Source organism: Nocardia sp. NPDC055002, from assembly GCF_053608825.1.
This window is the reverse complement of sequence record NZ_JBSGWE010000002.1, coordinates 658,885-676,143: the sequence shown is the minus strand read 5'-3', so window position 1 is coordinate 676,143 and position 17,259 is coordinate 658,885. Positions and strand designations below refer to the sequence as shown.

The following is a 17,259-nucleotide window of genomic DNA, read 5'->3' as shown; positions in this document are numbered from 1 at the left end:
GCCGAGTTGCGTGTGGTGGGCGCGCGGCGACATGATGTTTCATCCGCCCGGCATCGACCGCTGCAGAGGAAAACCTATGTCCGACACCGATGAGCACGGCCGCACCGCGCTCAATGCCGCGGTCGACGGGACCATCGTCGCCGTCCGCCGGATGTTCTATGTCCTGGGCGACGAGATCGACCGCACCGAGGGCCCGATCGAATTCACCTTCCACAACGGTTCGACCCTGCTCTTCGACGCCGGCGTCGACGGTGCGGAACTGCGCATCGGCGGCGCACCGTGGCGCGACCCGTTCGAGCCGCTGGTCGACCCGGTGAACATCGAATACGTCGCCAACTCCGGCAAGTACACCGCCTTCGACGTCACCGACGAGTCACCCTACGACGAGCTCGCGGGCCGCCGCGTCGACGCGGTCTCGGTCGTACCGCTGGCCGACGGCCGCCCCCGCGCGGCAACCCTCTACCTGGGCACCGGCATGGTGAAGGCCGAGTCGATCGCCGACGAACTCATCGTGACCCTGATCTCCGCATAGCCGGCGACGATCGCGCCGGGCTACCTGCTCGCCACCACGACGACCGGCACGATCCTGTGCGCGGCGACGGTCGCGGTGGCGTTCACCGGACCTGCGGCTGCCCGATCGCGTCCGCCACGAACGACTCCGACAGCTCGTCGATGACATCGCCGCGGATCTGCCTGCGTTCGTTGGCCAGCGCGGTCGTCGTGCAGATGCCGAACGCGCCCTGCTCGTCGTAGAGCACCGCCGCGCCCGCCGCGATCCCGTCGTCGCTGAGGTGGCTCTCCGCCTCGAGGCCCATCTCGTCGCCGACGGGCATGCGCGAGAACGTGATCGACACATCGGTGTTGATGAAACCGATGCCCTCGGTGCCCCAGTTGGTGACCAGGCTGGTCTGCTCGCCGGTCATCGCCGCGTAGCAGAACGGCGACGACGGCTCCCCCGCGACGACCGGGATATTGCGCACCCACTTGCGTTTGCGAGCGTCGTTCTGATGTTCGGTCATATTCATCGACCAGCCCTGCCCGTCACTGCCGAACAGGTGCATCGTCTGGTCGATGGTGGCCAGCACGCTCGGCGGCGGCAGCGGCCGATCCCGGTCAGGGCGCCACACCTCGCCCGGGGGCTGGGTCGAACGCTTCAGCAGGAGCGCGCTGCCGCGGGCGACGATCTCGCCGTCGGCGCGCACGACGATGGACACCGAGCGGACCCGATTTCCGTCGCGCACCAGTTCGCTGGCGATGGTCAGCGGCACGGCGGGCACCGGACGGTGCAGGTCGACGGTCAACCGCGCCGGGGCGAACCCGTCGGCGCAGTAACCCGCCTCCACCTCGCGCGCCATCAACCCGCACACCGGCGGCCCGGACAGCGTGCTGGGCGACCACAGGCTCAGCGAGTACCGCATCGGCGTGTAGACGCCGTCCGCGTGCGTGAAATAGCCAGGGGAGGTACTCATCGTGCCCCTTTCCTCCGCGGGTGCCGGGCGGGATCGCCGCGGCACACCATGCCTCACACTAGAACGTGTTGCAGTTTTGCGGCAAGTGCGGTCACTCCAGCTCACCCTCGGTTTCCAGGTAGACCTGCCGCAGTTTGTCCAAGGTCTCCTGCTCGGGGTGCTCCCACAGCTTGCGCTCGGCGGCTTCCAGGAGCCGTTCGGCGATGCCGTGCAGCGCCCACGGGTTGGACTGCTCCATGAACTTGCGGTTCACGTCGTCGAACACGTAACTCTCGGAGAGCTTTTCGTACATCCAGTCGGCGACGACATTGGTGGTGGCGTCGTAGCCGAACAGGTAGTCGACGGTGGCGGCCATCTCGAAGGCGCCCTTGTACCCGTGCCGGCGCATCGCCTCGAGCCACCGCGGGTTCACCACGCGCGCACGGAACACGCGGGCGGTCTCCTCCGAGAGCGTGCGGGTGCGCACGGCATCGGGGCGGGTCGAGTCGCCGATGTAGGCCTCGGGGTTCTTGCCGGTCAGCGCGCGAACGGTCGCGACCATGCCGCCGTGGTACTGGAAGTAGTCGTCGGAGTCGGCGATGTCGTGTTCGCGGGTGTCGGTGTTCTTGGCGGCGACCGCGATGCGCTTGTACGCGGTGCGCATGTCGTCGGCGGCGGGGGCGCCGTCGAGATCGCGGCCGTAGGCGTAGCCGCCCCAGGTGGTGTAGACCTGCGCGAGGTCGTCGTCGGTGCGCCAGCTCTTGGAATCGATGAGCTGGAGCAGGCCGGCGCCGTAGGTACCCGGCTTGGACCCGAAGATGCGCGTGGTGGCGCGCCGGGTGTCACCGTGCTCGGCGAGGTCCGATTGCGCGTGTGCGCGAATGTAATTCGACTCGGCGGGCTCGTCGAGATCGGCGACGAGGCGGACCGCGTCGTCGAGCAGCGCCAGCACGTGCGGGAAGGCGTCGCGGAAGAACCCGGAGATGCGCACCGTGACGTCGACGCGCGGGCGCCCGAGTTCTTCGAGATCGATCACCGCGAGCGAGGTGACGCGGCGGCTCGCCTCGTCCCACACCGGCCGGACACCGAGCAGCGCGAACACTTCGGCGATGTCGTCGCCGGAGGTGCGCATGGCCGAGGTGCCCCACACCGACAACCCGACCGACTTCGGGTACTCGCCGTGGTCGGCCAGGTAGCGGGCCAGCAGCGATTCCGCCATCGCCTGACCGGTTTCCCAGGCCAACCGCGACGGGACGGCCTTGGGGTCGACCGAGTAGAAGTTGCGACCGGTCGGCAGCACGTTGATCAGACCACGCAACGGGGAACCGCTGGGGCCCGCCGGAACGAACCCGCCGTTGAGCGCATGCAGCACACGCGGGATCTCGATGCTGGTCTCACGCAGGCGCGGCACGACCTCGGTGGCGGCGAACCGCAAGATGGTGGCGACCTGGTCCAGCCGCTCGGCGTCGGCGACCACCACGGCGAGGTTCGTGCTCGACGCCGCGGCGCGGTGCCCGTCCAGGATCGCGGTCTCGAAGTCCGCGACCAGCTGCTCGACCGCGTCGACCGACCAGTCCGTCGCCTGCAACGCACCGAGCAGTTCGCGAGCACGGGCCTCGACCACATCCACGCGAACGCGGGCCTCGTCGCCGGATTCACTGAGCCCCAGCGCCTCTCGCAGGCCGGGCACATTCTGCTCGCCACCCCACAGCTGACGGGCACGCAGCATGGCCAGTACCAGGTCGAGTTCCATCTCCCCCTCGGGAGCCTGGCTCAGGATGTGCAGGCCGTCGCGGATCTGGACGTCCTTGATCTCGCACAACCAGCCGTCGACGTGCAGGAGCATGTCGTCGAAGACGTCCTCTTCGGGGCGTTCGGCGAGACCGAGGTCGTGGTCCATCTCGGCCGCGCGCATCAGCGTCCAGATCTGCTGGCGGATGGCGGGCAGTTTGGCGGGATCGAGGGCGGAGATGTTGGCGTGCTCGTCGAGCAACTGCTCCAGGCGGGAGATGTCGCCATAGGTTTCAGCGCGCGCCATCGGCGGGATCAAATGGTCGACGAGGGTGGCGTGGGCGCGACGCTTGGCCTGGGTGCCCTCGCCGGGATCGTTGACCAGGAACGGGTAGATCAGCGGCAGATCGCCCAGCGCCGCGTCGGTACCGCAGGAGGCGGACATGCCGAGGGTCTTGCCGGGCAGCCACTCCAGGTTGCCGTGCTTGCCCAGGTGCACCATCGCGTCGGCGCCGAAACCGTCGGGCGCGGACAGCCAGCGGTAGGCGGCGAGATAGTGGTGACTCGGGGGCAGATCGGGATCGTGGTAGATCGCGACGGGGTTCTCCCCGAACCCGCGAGGCGGCTGCACCATCAGCACCACATTGCCGAAACGCAGTGCGGCGATGACGATCTCGCCCTTGGGATCGGCCGACCGGTCGACGTAGAGTTCGCCCGGCGGCGGCCCCCACGCCTCGACGACGGCCTCGCGCAGGTCTTCGGGCAGTGACTCGAACCAGCGGGTGTAGGTGGCGGCGCCGATGCGAATCGGGTTGCCCTCCAGCTGTTCCGCGCTCAACCACTCCGGGTCCTGACCGCCCGCCGCGATCAGGGCGTGGATCAGCGCGTCGCCGTCTCGTTCCACCAGGCCGGGGATCTCGTCGATATCGCCGAGATCGTAACCGGCGGCGCGCAATTCGGTGAGCAGGCGGATCGCGCTGGCCGGGGTGTCGAGACCGACGGCATTGCCGATGCGGGCGTGCTTGGTCGGGTACGCCGAGAGCATGATCGCGATCCGCTTGTCCGCGGCCGGGATGTGGCGCAGGCGGGCGTGCCGGACGGCGATCCCCGCCACGCGGGCACACCGTTCGGCGTCGGGAACATAGGCGGACAGACCGTCGGCGTCGAACTCCTTGAAGGAGAACGGCACCGTGATGATGCGGCCGTCGAATTCGGGCACCGCGACCTGGGTCGCGACGTCGAGCGGCGACAGGCCGTCGTCGTTGGCTTCCCATTGCGCGCGCCCGCTGGTCAGGCACAGGCCCTGCAGGATCGGCACGTCCAGCGCGGCGAGCGCGGCCACGTCCCAGGCCTCGTCGTCACCGCCGGCCGAGGCGGTCGCGGGCTTGCTGCCACCCGCCGCGAGGACCGTCACCACGAGGGCGTCGGCACGACCGAGCAGGCTGAGGAGTTCGGGTTCGGCGGTGCGCAGCGAGGCCGCGTAGACCGGGAGCGGGCGAGCGCCCTTGGCCTCGATCGCCTTGCACAGCGCCTCGATGTAGGCGGTGTTGCCCGCGAGATGCTGGGCGCGGTAGTAGACCACGGCGACAGTCGGGGCGTGCGGTTCGAGGATCCGCGAGGACCGGTCGAGCTCGCCCCAGGTGGGCAGCTGCGCGGGCGATTCGAAACCGTGCCCGGTCAGCAACACCGTGTCGGACAGGAAGTTGTGCAGCTGCAGCAGGTTCTCGGCGCCGCCCGCGGCGAGGTAGTTGTGCGCGTCGGCCGCGACACCGACCGGCACCGTCGAGCATTCCATCAGCTCGGCGTCGGGTGCGATCTCGCCACCCAGCGCCACCATCGGCACGCCGCTCGCCCGGATCGCGTCGAGACCCTCTTCCCAGGCGCGCTTGCCACCGAGGATTCGCACGATCACCAGATCAGCGCCGTCGAGCAGTTCCGGCAGATCCTCCACGAGCAGCCGCGCGGGATTGCCCCAGCGGTACTCGGCGCCGCTCGCGCGGGCGCTCAGCAGGTCGGTGTCGGAGGTGGACAGCAGCAGGATCACAGGGTGAGACCTTCCTCGGGTTACGCGCCCATCGGGGTATGCGGTGCTCGCCGGGGAGGGTCTGGCTGTTCACAGTGGCGCGACCGCACCGGATTTCCACCGGTTTCCTCGACGCCCGCCGAGCAAGTCGATGCTACTGGGCCTGTCCCGCCCGCAACTTTCCAGCCCGCTCCCCGCCGCTGGACAATCGATCAGCAGGCGATGGCGCGAGGGCTCCGCGCCACTGCCTGATGATCTCGATCCGCGAGGCGGTGCTCAGCCGGTCGCTGTCGTCAATGGGTGGGCCGCCGGGTGGTGTCTTCGGCCGCGATGGACACGGCGAGCTCGGCGACGACGCCGCGGATCACTGCGCCGTAGTCGTCGTCCGGAAGGATGTCCAGGCGTTCGCGGGCGGCGTCGAGGTGCCGGGTGGCGGCGGGGAACGCGCCGAGGCGGCGGAAGTTGTCGGCGAGATTGAGGTGCAGCGAGGGGTAGAAGCCGGCGACCTGGAGGCCCGCGTGGTGGTCGTTCAGGCGGGTGTCGGTGAGGGCGTCGGCGGCGTCGAGGGCGCGAACGTCCCAGACCAGGGCTTCGGCCGGGTCGTCGTAGACGTCGGCCAGGTAGTGGGCGAGGGTGCAGCGGTGCAGCGGGTCACCGGCGGGGCCCACCTCGGCCCAGACCTCGAGCAGAGTCGTGCGGGCACGTTCGGCGTCGCCGATGCGGAAGTCGTTGACCCCCTGGGTGATTCGGTCCATGATCGGGTCGGCGGTGGTCATCGGGAGGTCTCCTCGGTGGGTTCGGGTCTGCACGGCATGGCCAGGGTCGACAGGTCGCCGTCGTCGGCGGAGCGGATCAGAACAGGTTGGTCGGGGGCGATGAGGTCGAGCATCACGTCGGGCCCGACGGCGGTGGCGACGGCCGGGTAGAGGGTGGTGACGGCGAAATGGATCGTCATGGCAGGGCCGGTGGCCCTGGCCTGCGGGATGTGCCGCGCCGCACCCGGTTCCGGTGCCTGGCACGCAGCGGCCGCGGCGCTCGAACTCTCGTGCGCGATACGGCCGCCTGGCGAGGCGGTGACTGTCGGTGAGGCGTGCTCCCTCCACGAGCTGGAGGCCGTCACGGATACGGTGCCGGTGGCGGTCGTGTGCAGGACCACGGTGGGCGAGTCGGCGTGTTCCATGGCGTCGAGCAGCGCCGCACGAGTGAGCACGACTCGGGTGCGCACCGGGGCGAGCGCGGCCAGCATCGCTCGGTAGTCGGGGAAGTCGTGGGTCGAGCGGCGGCAGCAGCGGCGGGTGTCGTCCGGCTGGGCGGCGTGGCGCGTCGGCGGCTCGCCGTCTCCGTCGGCGCGGTCTCGGTCGACTGAATCCGTTGTGGCCATGCGGAATTCGATGCTGTCGCGATGGGGGCGGATCGCGACGGCGTGCCGGCGACGCAACCAGGACGCGGCCGCACGGAGGTCGTCGACGTCCACCGTCGCGTCCCAGACCGCGGCACCGACGCGGGTGGGGCGGACGGTGCGGGTCGCCAGGCGGTAGCGATCCGTCGCGGTGAGGATCAGCTGGTGCCCGTCGGTCTCGAACAGCATCGTGTCGAGTACCGCCAGATCCGGATCGGCGACGGTGGCCGTCGCGACCTGGTCGATCGCCGCCGCCAGCACCGGTCCGCGCACCCAGACGTCGTCGCGCGTTCCCGGCAGACCTTGCTCCGACTCCGGGTTTCGCACGAGCGGCGATCGAGTACTGCCTCGATCACCGGTCGGCACCGAGATCTGGTCGCGGTGCCCGCTCCCACCGGATGCGGACGCCGATCCGTGGGTGGACAGGAGGGCGCCGAGGGCGGCCGCGGCGGCGGCGCGGATCTCGCCCTGGTGCCGGTCCAGGTCGGCGAGATGCTCGTCGAGGAGGACGAGCGCACGGGCGGGGTCGGGTTCGGCGAGCAGGGCGGTCACCGCGGGTAGTGGCATGTCCATCGCGCGCAGGTGACGCAGAAGGCGGGCGGGAGCGGACTGCTCCGGGGCGTAGTAGCGGTAGCCGGTGACCGCGTCGACGACGGCAGGGGCGAGGATGCCGGCGTCCGCGTAGAAGCGCAGGGCACTGGCGCTCAGGCCGCAGGCGCGGGCGAAGGCTCCGATGGTGATCAGCTCGGTGTCGGGCACCGGTTCATGATCGGGGTTCGAGTGAGTCGAAGGTCAAGTCGTCGATCGGTCGGTGCCCGCGGCGACCATCTCCGGGGAACCCGTGCCGAGATTGCGGTACACGTTCGCGACCACCAGCTGACCGAGGGCGTTGTTGCCGACGCCACCGATCACCGCACCGATACCCGCCGGAATCAGGGTGCCGAACAGCAGCAGTGTGCGTTTGACCAGGTAGTTGACGATGAACCGCTTGGCCGGGGAGTCGGGCATGCTCGCCAGACCGGGGATGTGGTCGGTGACGACCGAGAGCCACTGGCCCGTCTTGTGGCCCGCGGTCTCGTCGAGCACCTTGGTGCCCGCGTCGCCGAGCACGACCTTCGACACCAGACGCGCTTGCCGCGAATCGTCGGGATCGAGGCCGTACGCCGCGGCGGCGCCGACGGACAGCACCGAGGACGCCTCGAGGAACACGAGGGTGTCCACTCCGGTCGCGGCCAGGCCGAGCACCGTGCCCACCCCCGGCACCGCGGCGGTGAGCCCCACCGTGACCCCGCTGGCGGTGACGACCACCAGGTACTGGCGCGAGAGCCGCTGCACGATCTCCACCGGCGCGTCCTGCGGGTGTCTGCGGCCCAGCCAGTCGACGTAGCGGTGCATCACCGGCGCTTGCGCCTGCGCGACCCTGTCGAGCGCGGGAACGACACGCTTGTCCACGAATTCACGCAGCATGCGGCGACTCTCCTGTCGGTACTCGGCTGGCGAAGGATCCGCCACTCACCCTAGCGACTACCCGCGAATCGCAGTGTCACGCGAGACGGCCTCGTCACATCCGCCGGGCCGCGCGGCCGGTCGACCGCACCGCAGGGTGGAGTGAGCGGCGGCCCATCACGCTGAGGTACGGGGCGTAGCGGGTGCGTCGTAGGCTTGAGCATCATGACCAGGAGCGCGCCCGATTCTTGCCCAGGGGTTCTGCGGTTGCATCAAGCTGCCGACGGGCCGTTGGCGCGGATCCGCGTGCCGGGCGGGCGGTTGACATCGGCGCAGTTGCAGGCATTGGCCGACGCGGCGCGCGACCTGGGCAACGGGAACCTCGAGCTGACCTCGCGGGGAAATATCCAGCTGCGGCAGGTCCGGGACGCCTCCGAACTCGCGCAACGGCTGGACGAGGCGGGTCTGCTGCCCAGCGAGACCCACGAGCGGGTGCGCAATATCGTGGCCTCACCGCTGTCCGGGCGAGTCGGCGGGTTCGCGGACGTGCACGGGCTCGCGATCGACCTCGACGCCGGATTGCGCGGCGATCCGCAGCTGGCGCAGCTGCCGGGACGCGTGCTGTTCACCCTCGACGACGGACGCGGTGATGTGAGCACGCTGCGCGGTGACATCGGCGTTCAGGCGGTGGGCGCCGACGAGTTCGCGCTGCTGCTGGCGGGCGCCGACACCGGGCTTCGGGTCACCGCGGGCGAAGCGGTCGACGTGATGCTCGACGCGGCGCGCGGCTTTCTCGATCTGCGGGGAACCAGCGAGTCGGGGCAGTGGCGGTTGCACGAGATTCCGGGCGGGGTCGAATCGGTGGTCGAGACGCTCGACCGCTCTCCCGTCGGCGAACCTCTCGAACTCGGTGCGACACACGCTGTTCCGATCGGCTGGCTCGATCAGGAGGACGGCCGCGTCACGCTCGGCGCCGGGGTACCACTGGGTACGTTGTCGGCCAGGACGACCGAATTCCTCGCCGCTGTCGAACGGCCCGTCTTCGTCACCCCCTGGCGCAGCCTGGTGATCACCGACCTCGACGAGGGGCCCGCCGAAACTGTGGTGCGCGTGCTCGCGCCGATGGGTCTGATCTTCGATGCGAATTCCCCGTGGTTGCAGGTCAGCGCATGCGCCGGGCAACCCGGCTGCGCGAAATCGCACACCGATGTCCGCGCCGACCTGGCCGCCGCCATCGAATCCGATCGCGTTCTCCCCGAGGCGGCCGGACTCGGGCGGTCGACCACCGCCGTATCGGCCGATCCCGAGAACGGCACCGCCACCGAGACCTCCGAGCAGCGGCTGCCCACGAAGGAACTCGTTCCGGCCGAATCCGTCACCGTGGCGGGTCGCCAGCACTGGTCCGGGTGCGATCGACGCTGCGGTCGCCCACGCGGTCCCGTGACCGATGTCGTCGCCACCGATCACGGCTATCGCGTCGACACCGACGACGCGACCACCACGTCCTGACCCCACCCCGGCCGAGCGAAACTCGATCGACGGTCGCGGAATCGTTTCGTACCCTTGCCTTCTCACTACGAGGGGGTTCCCATGTCCACACTGCAGGTGACGGCCGAGCGGCTCGTTGTCGTGCCACATCCGAATGCCGATCGGCTCGAGCTGGCCCAGGTGGGGCTGTACCGGGCCGTGGTCGCCAAGGGCCAGTTCGCGACCGGGGATCACGCGATCTACATTCCGGAACAGTCGGTGCTGCCCGAGGAGCTGATCGCCGAGCTCGGCCTGACCGGGAAACTCGCGGGCTCGCTGCGCAATCGGGTGAAGGCGGTCCGGTTGCGTGGTGAGCTGTCGCAGGGCATCGTGTGCACCCCGGCCGCGCTGGACGGAGCGGATCTCGCGGCCGCCGCGATCGAGCGGACCGACTTCGCCGAGTCGCTGAGGATCGTGAAATGGGTTCCGCCGGTACCGGTCTCGATGTCGGGACAGGTCGAGTCGGCGCCGGATCTGCTGCGGTGGGTCGACGTCGAGAACATCAAGCGGTTTCCCGACATCTTCACCGCCGGGGAGCCGGTGGTGGCGACCGAGAAGATCCACGGCACCGCCTGCCTGCTCACCCATGTGCGTGACGGCGACCGAATCCTGGTGTCGTCCAAGGGTGTCGGTGGTCGGTCGCTGTCGCTGACCGAGGCCGACGGCAACCTGTACTGGCGCGCCATGCGCGCCCACGGGCTCGACGAAGCCGCTCGCAAACTCGCCGCCGCGCTCGACGCGGACCGCATCGGCCTGTTCGGCGAGGTGTACGGCGCGGGCGTGCAGGACCTGCACTACGGCGCGTCCGCCGCGCACGACGAGTCGCTCGGCTTCGGGCTGTTCGACATCGCGGTGGACGCGGGCGCGGCGCCGGTCCGCTGGCTCGACCATCACGAGATCAGCGCCCTGCTCGACGATCTCGGCCTCACCGTCTCGCGCGTGCCGGTCCTCTACGAGGGCGCCTACGACGCCGAGTTGCTCATGGAGTTGGCCGAGGGCACCGAAACCGTCAGCGGCGCGGGCGCCAACATCCGCGAGGGCCTGGTGGTGCGGGCTGCCGCCGAACGCCCGTCGCCGATTCTCGGTGGCCGGGCGATCGGCAAGATCGTCTCCGAGGCGTACCTGTTGCGCGACGGCGGCACCGAGTACGAGTGAACCACGGCGCTACGCGTGCACTGCCCATCGACGATCGGATTTCTTCTCGATCACGGGGACAGTGCACGCGTAGCGCGGCATTCAGCAGATTCCGCGCCGACTACGCCGGACGCGCTGAGCGCAGTGTCTCCGAGACCACCGCGGCGGCGAGGGTGACCAGCACGCCGAGCACCAACCACACCCCACCGATGTGCGGCGCCGCCCCACCGAGCGCGAGCGCCGCCACCAGGCACGGCACCGGCCACCGCAGCAACCACCCTGCCCCGGCGCTGCGCACCCCACCGAGGCCGCACACCAGGAAGAAGGCGGCGGCACCGCCACCGAGCACCCAGCCGAGCCCGGCGGGCAGATGACCCGACGGGTGCGCCGCCACCAGACCCAACCCCGCGGCGACCGTCGCGATCGCACCACTGATCGCGCAGTGCACGGCCATCACCCGCTGATAGGGCATACCGACAGCGCCCGACGCCTCTCCCATCAGGCGCGGCACGAACCCGTAGCGCAAGGTCAGCGCCCACATCGCGATCAGGCACAGGAACGATCCCGCCCCGATGACGCACACCGCGACGGTCCATTCCTCCGCCGACACCGCCGCGATCACCGAGATCACCCCTTCACCCAGCACGATGATCAGATACTGGCCGAGCCGTTCCCCCAGGTGCGGCGCATCGGCGTGCAGCGCTTGCAGTTTCGGTGGCGTCATCTCGCGCGAGCGTCGACCCGGCCCGCCGCGTGGTGGCCGACCGCCGCCGCGGCGCACCCGGGCCCGCACCCGCCGTTCGGCGTCGACCATCAGCCGTTCCGAGTCGATGGCGAACATGATCCACAGGTCGATCGCGAGCCCCACCGCCCACAGCACGAACTTCCACGGTGCGGGCACCCACAGCGACACCAGCCAGGGCACGGTGCCCGCGCCGATCTGCGCGATCGGCCAGTCCACCACGATCTGGCCACGCTGCCACGCCGACGACGACGCCACCCGCACCAGCACATAGATGGCGGCGAAGACGTTCATGTGCTCGTCGGGGGCACCGTCGACGGCGGCCATCATCACGCACAGACCGAACATGCACCCGAACACCATCGTGGTGCGCGCCTGCTCGCCCGCGACGTTGCTGTACACGGTGACACAGGCCCACACCACCCAGAAGGCCAGGTACAGCACCACATACAGCCCGAACTCACCCAGCGAGGGGCCGCGGTGCAACAGGTGGGTGAGCTGGCCGATACCCGCCACGGCGACCAGGTCGAAGAACAGCTCGGTCCAGCTCGCGCGCCGCTCCTCGGTGCTGTGCTCGGGGTGTGCCATCGGCCCAGTATGTGGGCGGTGGCGGTGCGGTCCGGCTAGCCCGCGATCGTGTCGCGGCGAGTGTGCAGCTCGAGCACGCAGCACTTCACGCCGCCGCCGCCCTTACGCAGTTCGGACAGATCCAGCGCAACGGGGACGAATCCCCGCGCACGCAGCTGCGCGATGAGGCCGGTGGCGCCGGGGTCGAGGAAGACGTGTTCGCCGTCGCTGAGTCCGTTCAAGCCGAAGCACAGCGCGTCGTTGTCGTCGGCGAGGATCGCGTCGGGGTAGAGCGCGGTCAGCACGTCGCGAGCGGCCGGGCTGAACGCGGCCGGGTAGTAGGCCACGGTGGTGTCGTCGAGGACCATCAGCGCGGTGTCGAGATGATAGAAGCGCGGGTCGACCAGCTCGAGCGACACCACCGGCACGTCGAAGAACCGTTCCACCTCCGCGTGCGCGGACAGCGAACAGCGGAACCCGACACCGGCCAGAATCCGCTGTCCGGCGAACGCGAAATCGCCCTCCCCCTCGTTGGTTTCGGCCGCGGCGGCCAGGGCCCGCAGTTCCCGTGCGGCGAACCACCGGTGAAAAGCGGGCCCCTCGGCAGCGCGTTCGGGGTGGGCGAACCGGGCCGAGAGCGCGTGTCCACCGATCACGATGCCGCTGTTGGCGGCGAAGACCATATCCGGCAGACCGGGTTCGCCGGGCACCGTTTCCACGGTGTGCCCGTGTGCTTCGAGGGTCGCGCGCAGGATCTCCCACTGGGCGAGCGCGCGCGCCCGATCGACCGGAGCGGCCGGATCCATCCACGGATTGATCGCGTAGGTGACCTCGAAATGGTCGGGGCGGCACAGCACATAACGGCGCGGGGAGGCGGTCCGCGCGGGTGCTGAGACACGAAGGGGGCTAGCGGCGGTCATCAGGACTCCTGGTGGCAGCGCGGACGGTTTCACCGACCGTAATCGCCGTTCCATTGCGTCCGGAACACCGATTCGTTGTGCATTTCGATGTAAGAATGGGGAATCATTGCGTGCCGCAGCGAAGGAGCGACGTGGACGATATCGATCGGCGCATTCTCGCGGAGCTGCTCGTCCACGCCCGCGCCTCGTTCCAGGAGATCGGTTCGGTGGTCGGGTTGTCCGCGCCCGCGGTGAAGCGGCGGGTGGACAAGATGGTCGCGAGCGGACAGATCACCGGGTTCACCGCGCAGGTCAACCCGGCCGCGCTGGGCTGGAAAACCGAGGCCTACGTCGAGGTCTACTACCGCGACAACATCTCCCCGGCCGAGCTGCGCCGCACCCTCGAACCGATTCCACAGGTCGTCGGGGTGTGGACGATCGCGGGCGAGGCCGACGCGCTCGTGCACGTGATGGCCACCGATATGGCCGAGATCGAGGTGACGGTCGAGCGGATCAGGGAGAACGCGCGCGTCGGGCGCACCCGCAGCTCGCTGGTGATGTCGCGCATTCTCGAACGCCCCCGCACCTGAGCCGCCGGACACCACGTCAGACCCAGGTTCTAGGGTTGTCGCCATGTCCGACGTGCGTGCCAGCTACCTCACCGACGGGGCCGAGATCTATCGGCGCTCGTTCGCGACGATCCGCGCCGAGGCGGATCTCGCCGGTTTCCCCGCCGATGTGGAACGGGTGGCGGTGCGGATGATCCACGGCTGCGGGCAGGTCGACCTGGCCCCCGACATCGCCTTCTCCGCCGGTGTGGTCGCCGCCGCGCGCGCCGCGCTGCACGCGGGGAAGCCGATCATCTGCGATGCCAATATGGTCGCCTCGGGGGTGACCCGCAAGCGGCTGCCCGCCGACAACGCGGTGCTGTGCAACCTGACCGACCCGCGCGTGCCCGAACTCGCCGCGCGACTGGGTAATACACGCTCGGTGGCGGCGCTCGAGCTGCTGCGCGACCAGCTCGACGGCGCGGTGGTGGCCATCGGCAACGCCCCGACCGCGCTGTTCCACCTGCTCGACATGCTCGATGCCGGTGCGCCGCGACCCGCGGCGATCATCGGCATCCCGGTCGGGTTCATCGGCGCCGCCGAATCCAAGCAGGCACTGATCGACTTCGGCGGGATCGAGTATCTGACCGTCCGCGGCAGGCGCGGCGGCAGCGCGATCACCGCGTCGGCACTGAATGCGATTGCGAGCGAACAGGAGTGAGTGAGATCAGCACCGGCAAACTGTGGGGCATCGGCCTCGGTCCCGGCGACCCGGAACTGGTGACGGTGAAGGCCGCCCGGCTCATCGCCGAAGCCGATGTGGTCGCCTTCCACAGCGCCAAGCACGGCCGCAGTATCTCCCGCGCCATCGCGGAACCGTATCTGCGCGCCGGGCAGATCGAGGAGCACCTCGTCTACCCGGTCACCGTGGAGACCACCGATCATCCCGGCGGATACCAGGGCGCGATCGACGAGTTCTACGAGCAGGCGGCCGCGCGGCTGGCCACCCATCTGGCCGCGGGGCGCACCGTCGCGTTGCTCGCCGCCGGTGATCCGCTGTTCTACTCCTCCTACATGCACATGCACCGGCGGCTGGCCGATCGATTCGACGCCGAGATCGTCCCCGGCATCACCTCGGTGAGCGCGGCCTCCGCGGCGCTGGGAACTCCGCTGGTCGAGGGTGAGCAAGTGCTGACGGTGCTGCCCGGCACCATGCCCGTCGAGGAGCTGACCGAGCGCCTGCGCGAGACCGACGCCGCGGCGATCATGAAGCTGGGACGCATGTTTCCCGGTGTGCGCCAGGCACTCTCGGATTCCGGCCGGTTGGCCGACGCGTACTACGTCGAACGCGCGAGCAGCACTCGACAGCGAGTACTCGCCGCGGCCGACGTCGACGAGGCCGACGTGCCGTACTTCTCGATCACCCTGGTCCCGGGTCCGACGCCGACCACTGTGATCCCCGCTCGCGGCACCAGCGTTCGTCAGCCCACCGTCGCCGACGACCGCACAGGCACTGCGGCTGCGGCGACTGGCCTTCCTGACGAATCGGCGAATGCGCCGGGCGAGGTCGTCGTCGTCGGCCTCGGGCCCGGCGACGCGGACTGGACGACGCCGCAGGTCACTGCCGCGTTGGCCGAGGCGACAGACCTCGTCGGGTACACCACCTACATCAATCGCGTCCCCGAGCGGACGGGTCAGCGTCGGCACGCCAGCGACAACAAGGTCGAATCCGAGCGCGCCGCGATGGCGCTGGACCTGGCCAAGCGGGGCGCGCGTGTCGCAGTGGTGTCCTCGGGCGATCCGGGCGTTTTCGCGATGGCGGCCGCCGTCCTCGAGGTGTCGGCCGAACCTCAGTTCAAGGACGTCCCGGTGCGGGTGCTGCCCGGCCTGACGGCCGCCAACGCGGTGGCCAGCCGGGTCGGCGCACCGCTCGGGCACGACTACGCGATGATCTCGCTGTCGGATCGGCTCAAGCCGTGGGATGTCGTCGCACAACGCCTTTCGGCGGTCGCGGCGGCGGATATGGCCATCGCGATCTACAACCCGGCCTCCTCGCAGCGCCGCTGGCAGGTGGGCGCCATGCGCGAGGTCCTGCTCGAGCACCGCCCGCCGCACACACCGGTGGTGCTCGGTCGCGATGTCGGCGGTCCGACCGAATCCGTCCGGGTGATCACGCTCGGTGAGCTCGATCCCGACGAGGTCGACATGCGCACCCTGCTGATCATCGGATCCTCGACCACCACCATGTTCGACACGCCGGAAGGCACCCGCGTTTTTACTTCGCGTAGGTACGGGTCGACAGCAAGCCGGTAATCCGCGTCGGACACTACACAAACCGCACGGTCGGTACCCCGCATCACCCCGGCCGAGCGGGCACCGAATCCGCACCGCAGGCAACCCTGGCGACCCCATGGTCGACCGAGACTTCCGCGGCCCTCGGCAACCCCGCGCGGCCGGCGAGGCACGGCGACACGCCCGTGCGATGGCACACTTGTTCCGCGGGCATGCCCGCATGCACAACAGCGTGACAGCTCGTTTCCTGGTTCGATTCCCCAACGCGTCCCACGAGGACGATGAAAGGATTCACCACGATGAGAGTTCAGCACCACGCAAAGAACACTGTCGGTACCCGATTACGGCGCGGTGTGACGGTCGGCCTGATAGCCGCCGCCATGGCGGTTCCCGTCGCGGGGATCGCCTCGGCTCAACCACCGGCCCCGCCCGCGCCACCAGCGGCACCCGCCGCGCCCGCAGCACCTGCGGCACCGGGCGCACCCGAGCCCGGGGCACTCGGGGCACCCGGATTGCCCGGCCTGCCGAGTCTGCCCGGGGCACCCCTCGCCGAGAGCGCTGCCGGCATCACGCTGATGGTGAACGGCCTCGACGGCGAGCCCATCCAGGTCAGCATCGACAGCACGGCCACGGTCAAGGACCTGAAGGGCCTCATCCAGGAACAGACCGGGGTTCCGGTGGCCGATCAGCAGCTCATCACCGAGAGCGAAGTCAAGCTCGAGGACTCCAATACCCTGGCGTCCTACGAACTGGCCGACGGTGACGTCGTGAACCTCGCGTTGGCCTGACCCGACGGGTCGATCACCGCGGCGGTGGCGCTCAGCACGCGAGCACCACCGCCGCACCCCCGGTCCGGCGAACGCGCCGCAACACCGGCACTATTGGTGGACTGCGCACCCAGGCGTAACATTCCACTTAGGAATGTAGTTCGAAGGGAGTTGACCGTTGACCGACACCGCGACTCGACGCCGCCCACTGAACTCCACCGCGGCCTCGCTACTCGGGTTCCTGCACGAGGGCCCGAAGTCGGGCTGGGATCTCGCCACGCAGGCCCAGCAACGCATCGGCGACTTCTGGACCATCACACAGAGCCAGGTCTATCGCGAACTGTCCACGATGGACACCGCGGGCCTGGTGACCAAAGGCGAACGTGGCGCCAGGGAGCGCACGCCGTACCGGATCACCGATATCGGGCGTGAGGCCTTCGCCGAGTGGATCGGGCGCGATCCCGGCGCCGAGACCATCCGCGTGCCACTGCTGCTCACGCTGTCCTTCGGCGAGCACCTGGATCCCGCGCATCGCGATCGGATCATCGCCGCCAACAAGAACATTCATCAAGATCGCCTCGACCGCTACCTCGACGAAGACGAGACCGCCCTGGCTCCCCACCAGCGCGCGACCCTCGAATTCGGCATCGCCTATGAGCGCGCGGTCCTGCACTGGTTCGACCAGCTGCCGACGATCTTCACACCGCCGAACCCGCGCTGACGGAATTCGGCCCTG

General features: G+C 69.6%; 15 protein-coding genes. 8 read left to right on the top strand and 7 right to left on the bottom strand.

Translation table 11 applies throughout. The features are described from left to right. The first annotated feature begins 76 nt into the window (after positions 1 to 76). Positions 77 to 532, top strand: coding sequence for a hypothetical protein (locus ACWF99_RS10350; RefSeq protein ID WP_378627515.1), 456 nt, complete (start codon positions 77 to 79; stop codon positions 530 to 532). Between the two features lie 82 nt (positions 533 to 614). On the opposite strand, the gene ACWF99_RS10345 is transcribed toward ACWF99_RS10350, so the two are convergent. The 5 genes from ACWF99_RS10345 to ACWF99_RS10325 all read right to left on the bottom strand — a co-directional run bounded on the left by ACWF99_RS10345 (position 615) and on the right by ACWF99_RS10325 (position 8,068). Next, complete coding sequence (locus ACWF99_RS10345; protein ID WP_452535664.1) at positions 615 to 1,469, bottom strand: acyl-CoA thioesterase domain-containing protein; 855 nt, start codon at positions 1,467 to 1,469, stop codon at positions 615 to 617. A gap of 91 nt (positions 1,470 to 1,560) precedes the next feature. Further along, positions 1,561 to 5,223 carry a cobaltochelatase subunit CobN gene (gene cobN, locus ACWF99_RS10340; RefSeq protein ID WP_452535663.1) on the bottom strand — a complete coding sequence of 1,221 codons (3,663 nt, stop codon included), beginning with the start codon at positions 5,221 to 5,223 and terminating at the stop codon, positions 1,561 to 1,563. Between the two features lie 272 nt (positions 5,224 to 5,495). Beyond that, entirely contained in the window at positions 5,496 to 5,978 is a 483-nt protein-coding gene (locus ACWF99_RS10335; RefSeq protein WP_378627512.1) for a hypothetical protein, read from the bottom strand. Next, positions 5,975 to 7,360 (bottom strand): DNA polymerase III subunit beta family protein, encoded by a 1,386-nt coding sequence (locus tag ACWF99_RS10330; RefSeq protein WP_452535662.1) that lies wholly within the window; start codon positions 7,358 to 7,360, stop codon positions 5,975 to 5,977. The genes ACWF99_RS10335 and ACWF99_RS10330 overlap by 4 nt, the downstream gene beginning before the upstream one ends. A gap of 33 nt (positions 7,361 to 7,393) precedes the next feature. Further along, complete coding sequence (locus ACWF99_RS10325; RefSeq protein ID WP_452535661.1) at positions 7,394 to 8,068, bottom strand: hypothetical protein; 675 nt, start codon at positions 8,066 to 8,068, stop codon at positions 7,394 to 7,396. 204 nt (positions 8,069 to 8,272) lie between these two features. Between ACWF99_RS10325 and cobG the strand changes: the two genes are divergently transcribed. After that, positions 8,273 to 9,556: a precorrin-3B synthase gene (cobG, locus tag ACWF99_RS10320; protein ID WP_452535660.1), complete on the top strand. Its 1,284-nt coding sequence runs from the start codon at positions 8,273 to 8,275 to the stop codon at positions 9,554 to 9,556. 81 nt (positions 9,557 to 9,637) lie between these two features. Then, a complete protein-coding gene (locus tag ACWF99_RS10315; RefSeq protein ID WP_452535659.1) occupies positions 9,638 to 10,729 on the top strand; it encodes an RNA ligase (ATP) in 1,092 nt (363 codons plus the stop codon). Positions 10,730 to 10,829: 100 nt separating this feature from the next. Here the strand turns inward: ACWF99_RS10315 and ACWF99_RS10310 are convergent, their stop codons facing one another. Together ACWF99_RS10310 and ddaH are read right to left on the bottom strand one after the other, a co-directional pair. Beyond that, on the bottom strand, positions 10,830 to 12,038 hold the full coding sequence (locus tag ACWF99_RS10310; protein ID WP_378627504.1) for a low temperature requirement protein A: 1,209 nt from the start codon (positions 12,036 to 12,038) through the stop codon (positions 10,830 to 10,832). A gap of 35 nt (positions 12,039 to 12,073) precedes the next feature. Continuing rightward, a complete protein-coding gene (ddaH, locus tag ACWF99_RS10305; protein ID WP_452535658.1) occupies positions 12,074 to 12,937 on the bottom strand; it encodes a dimethylargininase in 864 nt (287 codons plus the stop codon). 131 nt (positions 12,938 to 13,068) lie between these two features. On the opposite strand from ddaH, the gene ACWF99_RS10300 reads away from it, so the two are divergent. The 5 genes from ACWF99_RS10300 (at position 13,069) to ACWF99_RS10280 (ending at position 17,244) form a co-directional block, all read left to right on the top strand. Then, on the top strand, positions 13,069 to 13,506 hold the full coding sequence (locus ACWF99_RS10300) for an Lrp/AsnC family transcriptional regulator (protein WP_056809834.1): 438 nt from the start codon (positions 13,069 to 13,071) through the stop codon (positions 13,504 to 13,506). A gap of 43 nt (positions 13,507 to 13,549) precedes the next feature. Further along, positions 13,550 to 14,185 carry a precorrin-8X methylmutase gene (locus ACWF99_RS10295; protein WP_378627499.1) on the top strand — a complete coding sequence of 212 codons (636 nt, stop codon included), beginning with the start codon at positions 13,550 to 13,552 and terminating at the stop codon, positions 14,183 to 14,185. A gap of 5 nt (positions 14,186 to 14,190) precedes the next feature. Then, complete coding sequence (gene cobJ, locus ACWF99_RS10290) at positions 14,191 to 15,777, top strand: precorrin-3B C(17)-methyltransferase (protein ID WP_452535964.1); 1,587 nt, start codon at positions 14,191 to 14,193, stop codon at positions 15,775 to 15,777. Between the two features lie 278 nt (positions 15,778 to 16,055). Continuing rightward, positions 16,056 to 16,544 (top strand): ubiquitin-like domain-containing protein, encoded by a 489-nt coding sequence (locus ACWF99_RS10285; RefSeq protein WP_452535657.1) that lies wholly within the window; start codon positions 16,056 to 16,058, stop codon positions 16,542 to 16,544. 157 nt (positions 16,545 to 16,701) lie between these two features. Next, a complete protein-coding gene (locus ACWF99_RS10280) occupies positions 16,702 to 17,244 on the top strand; it encodes a PadR family transcriptional regulator (RefSeq protein ID WP_378627497.1) in 543 nt (180 codons plus the stop codon). The last annotated feature ends 15 nt before the right edge of the window (positions 17,245 to 17,259 follow it).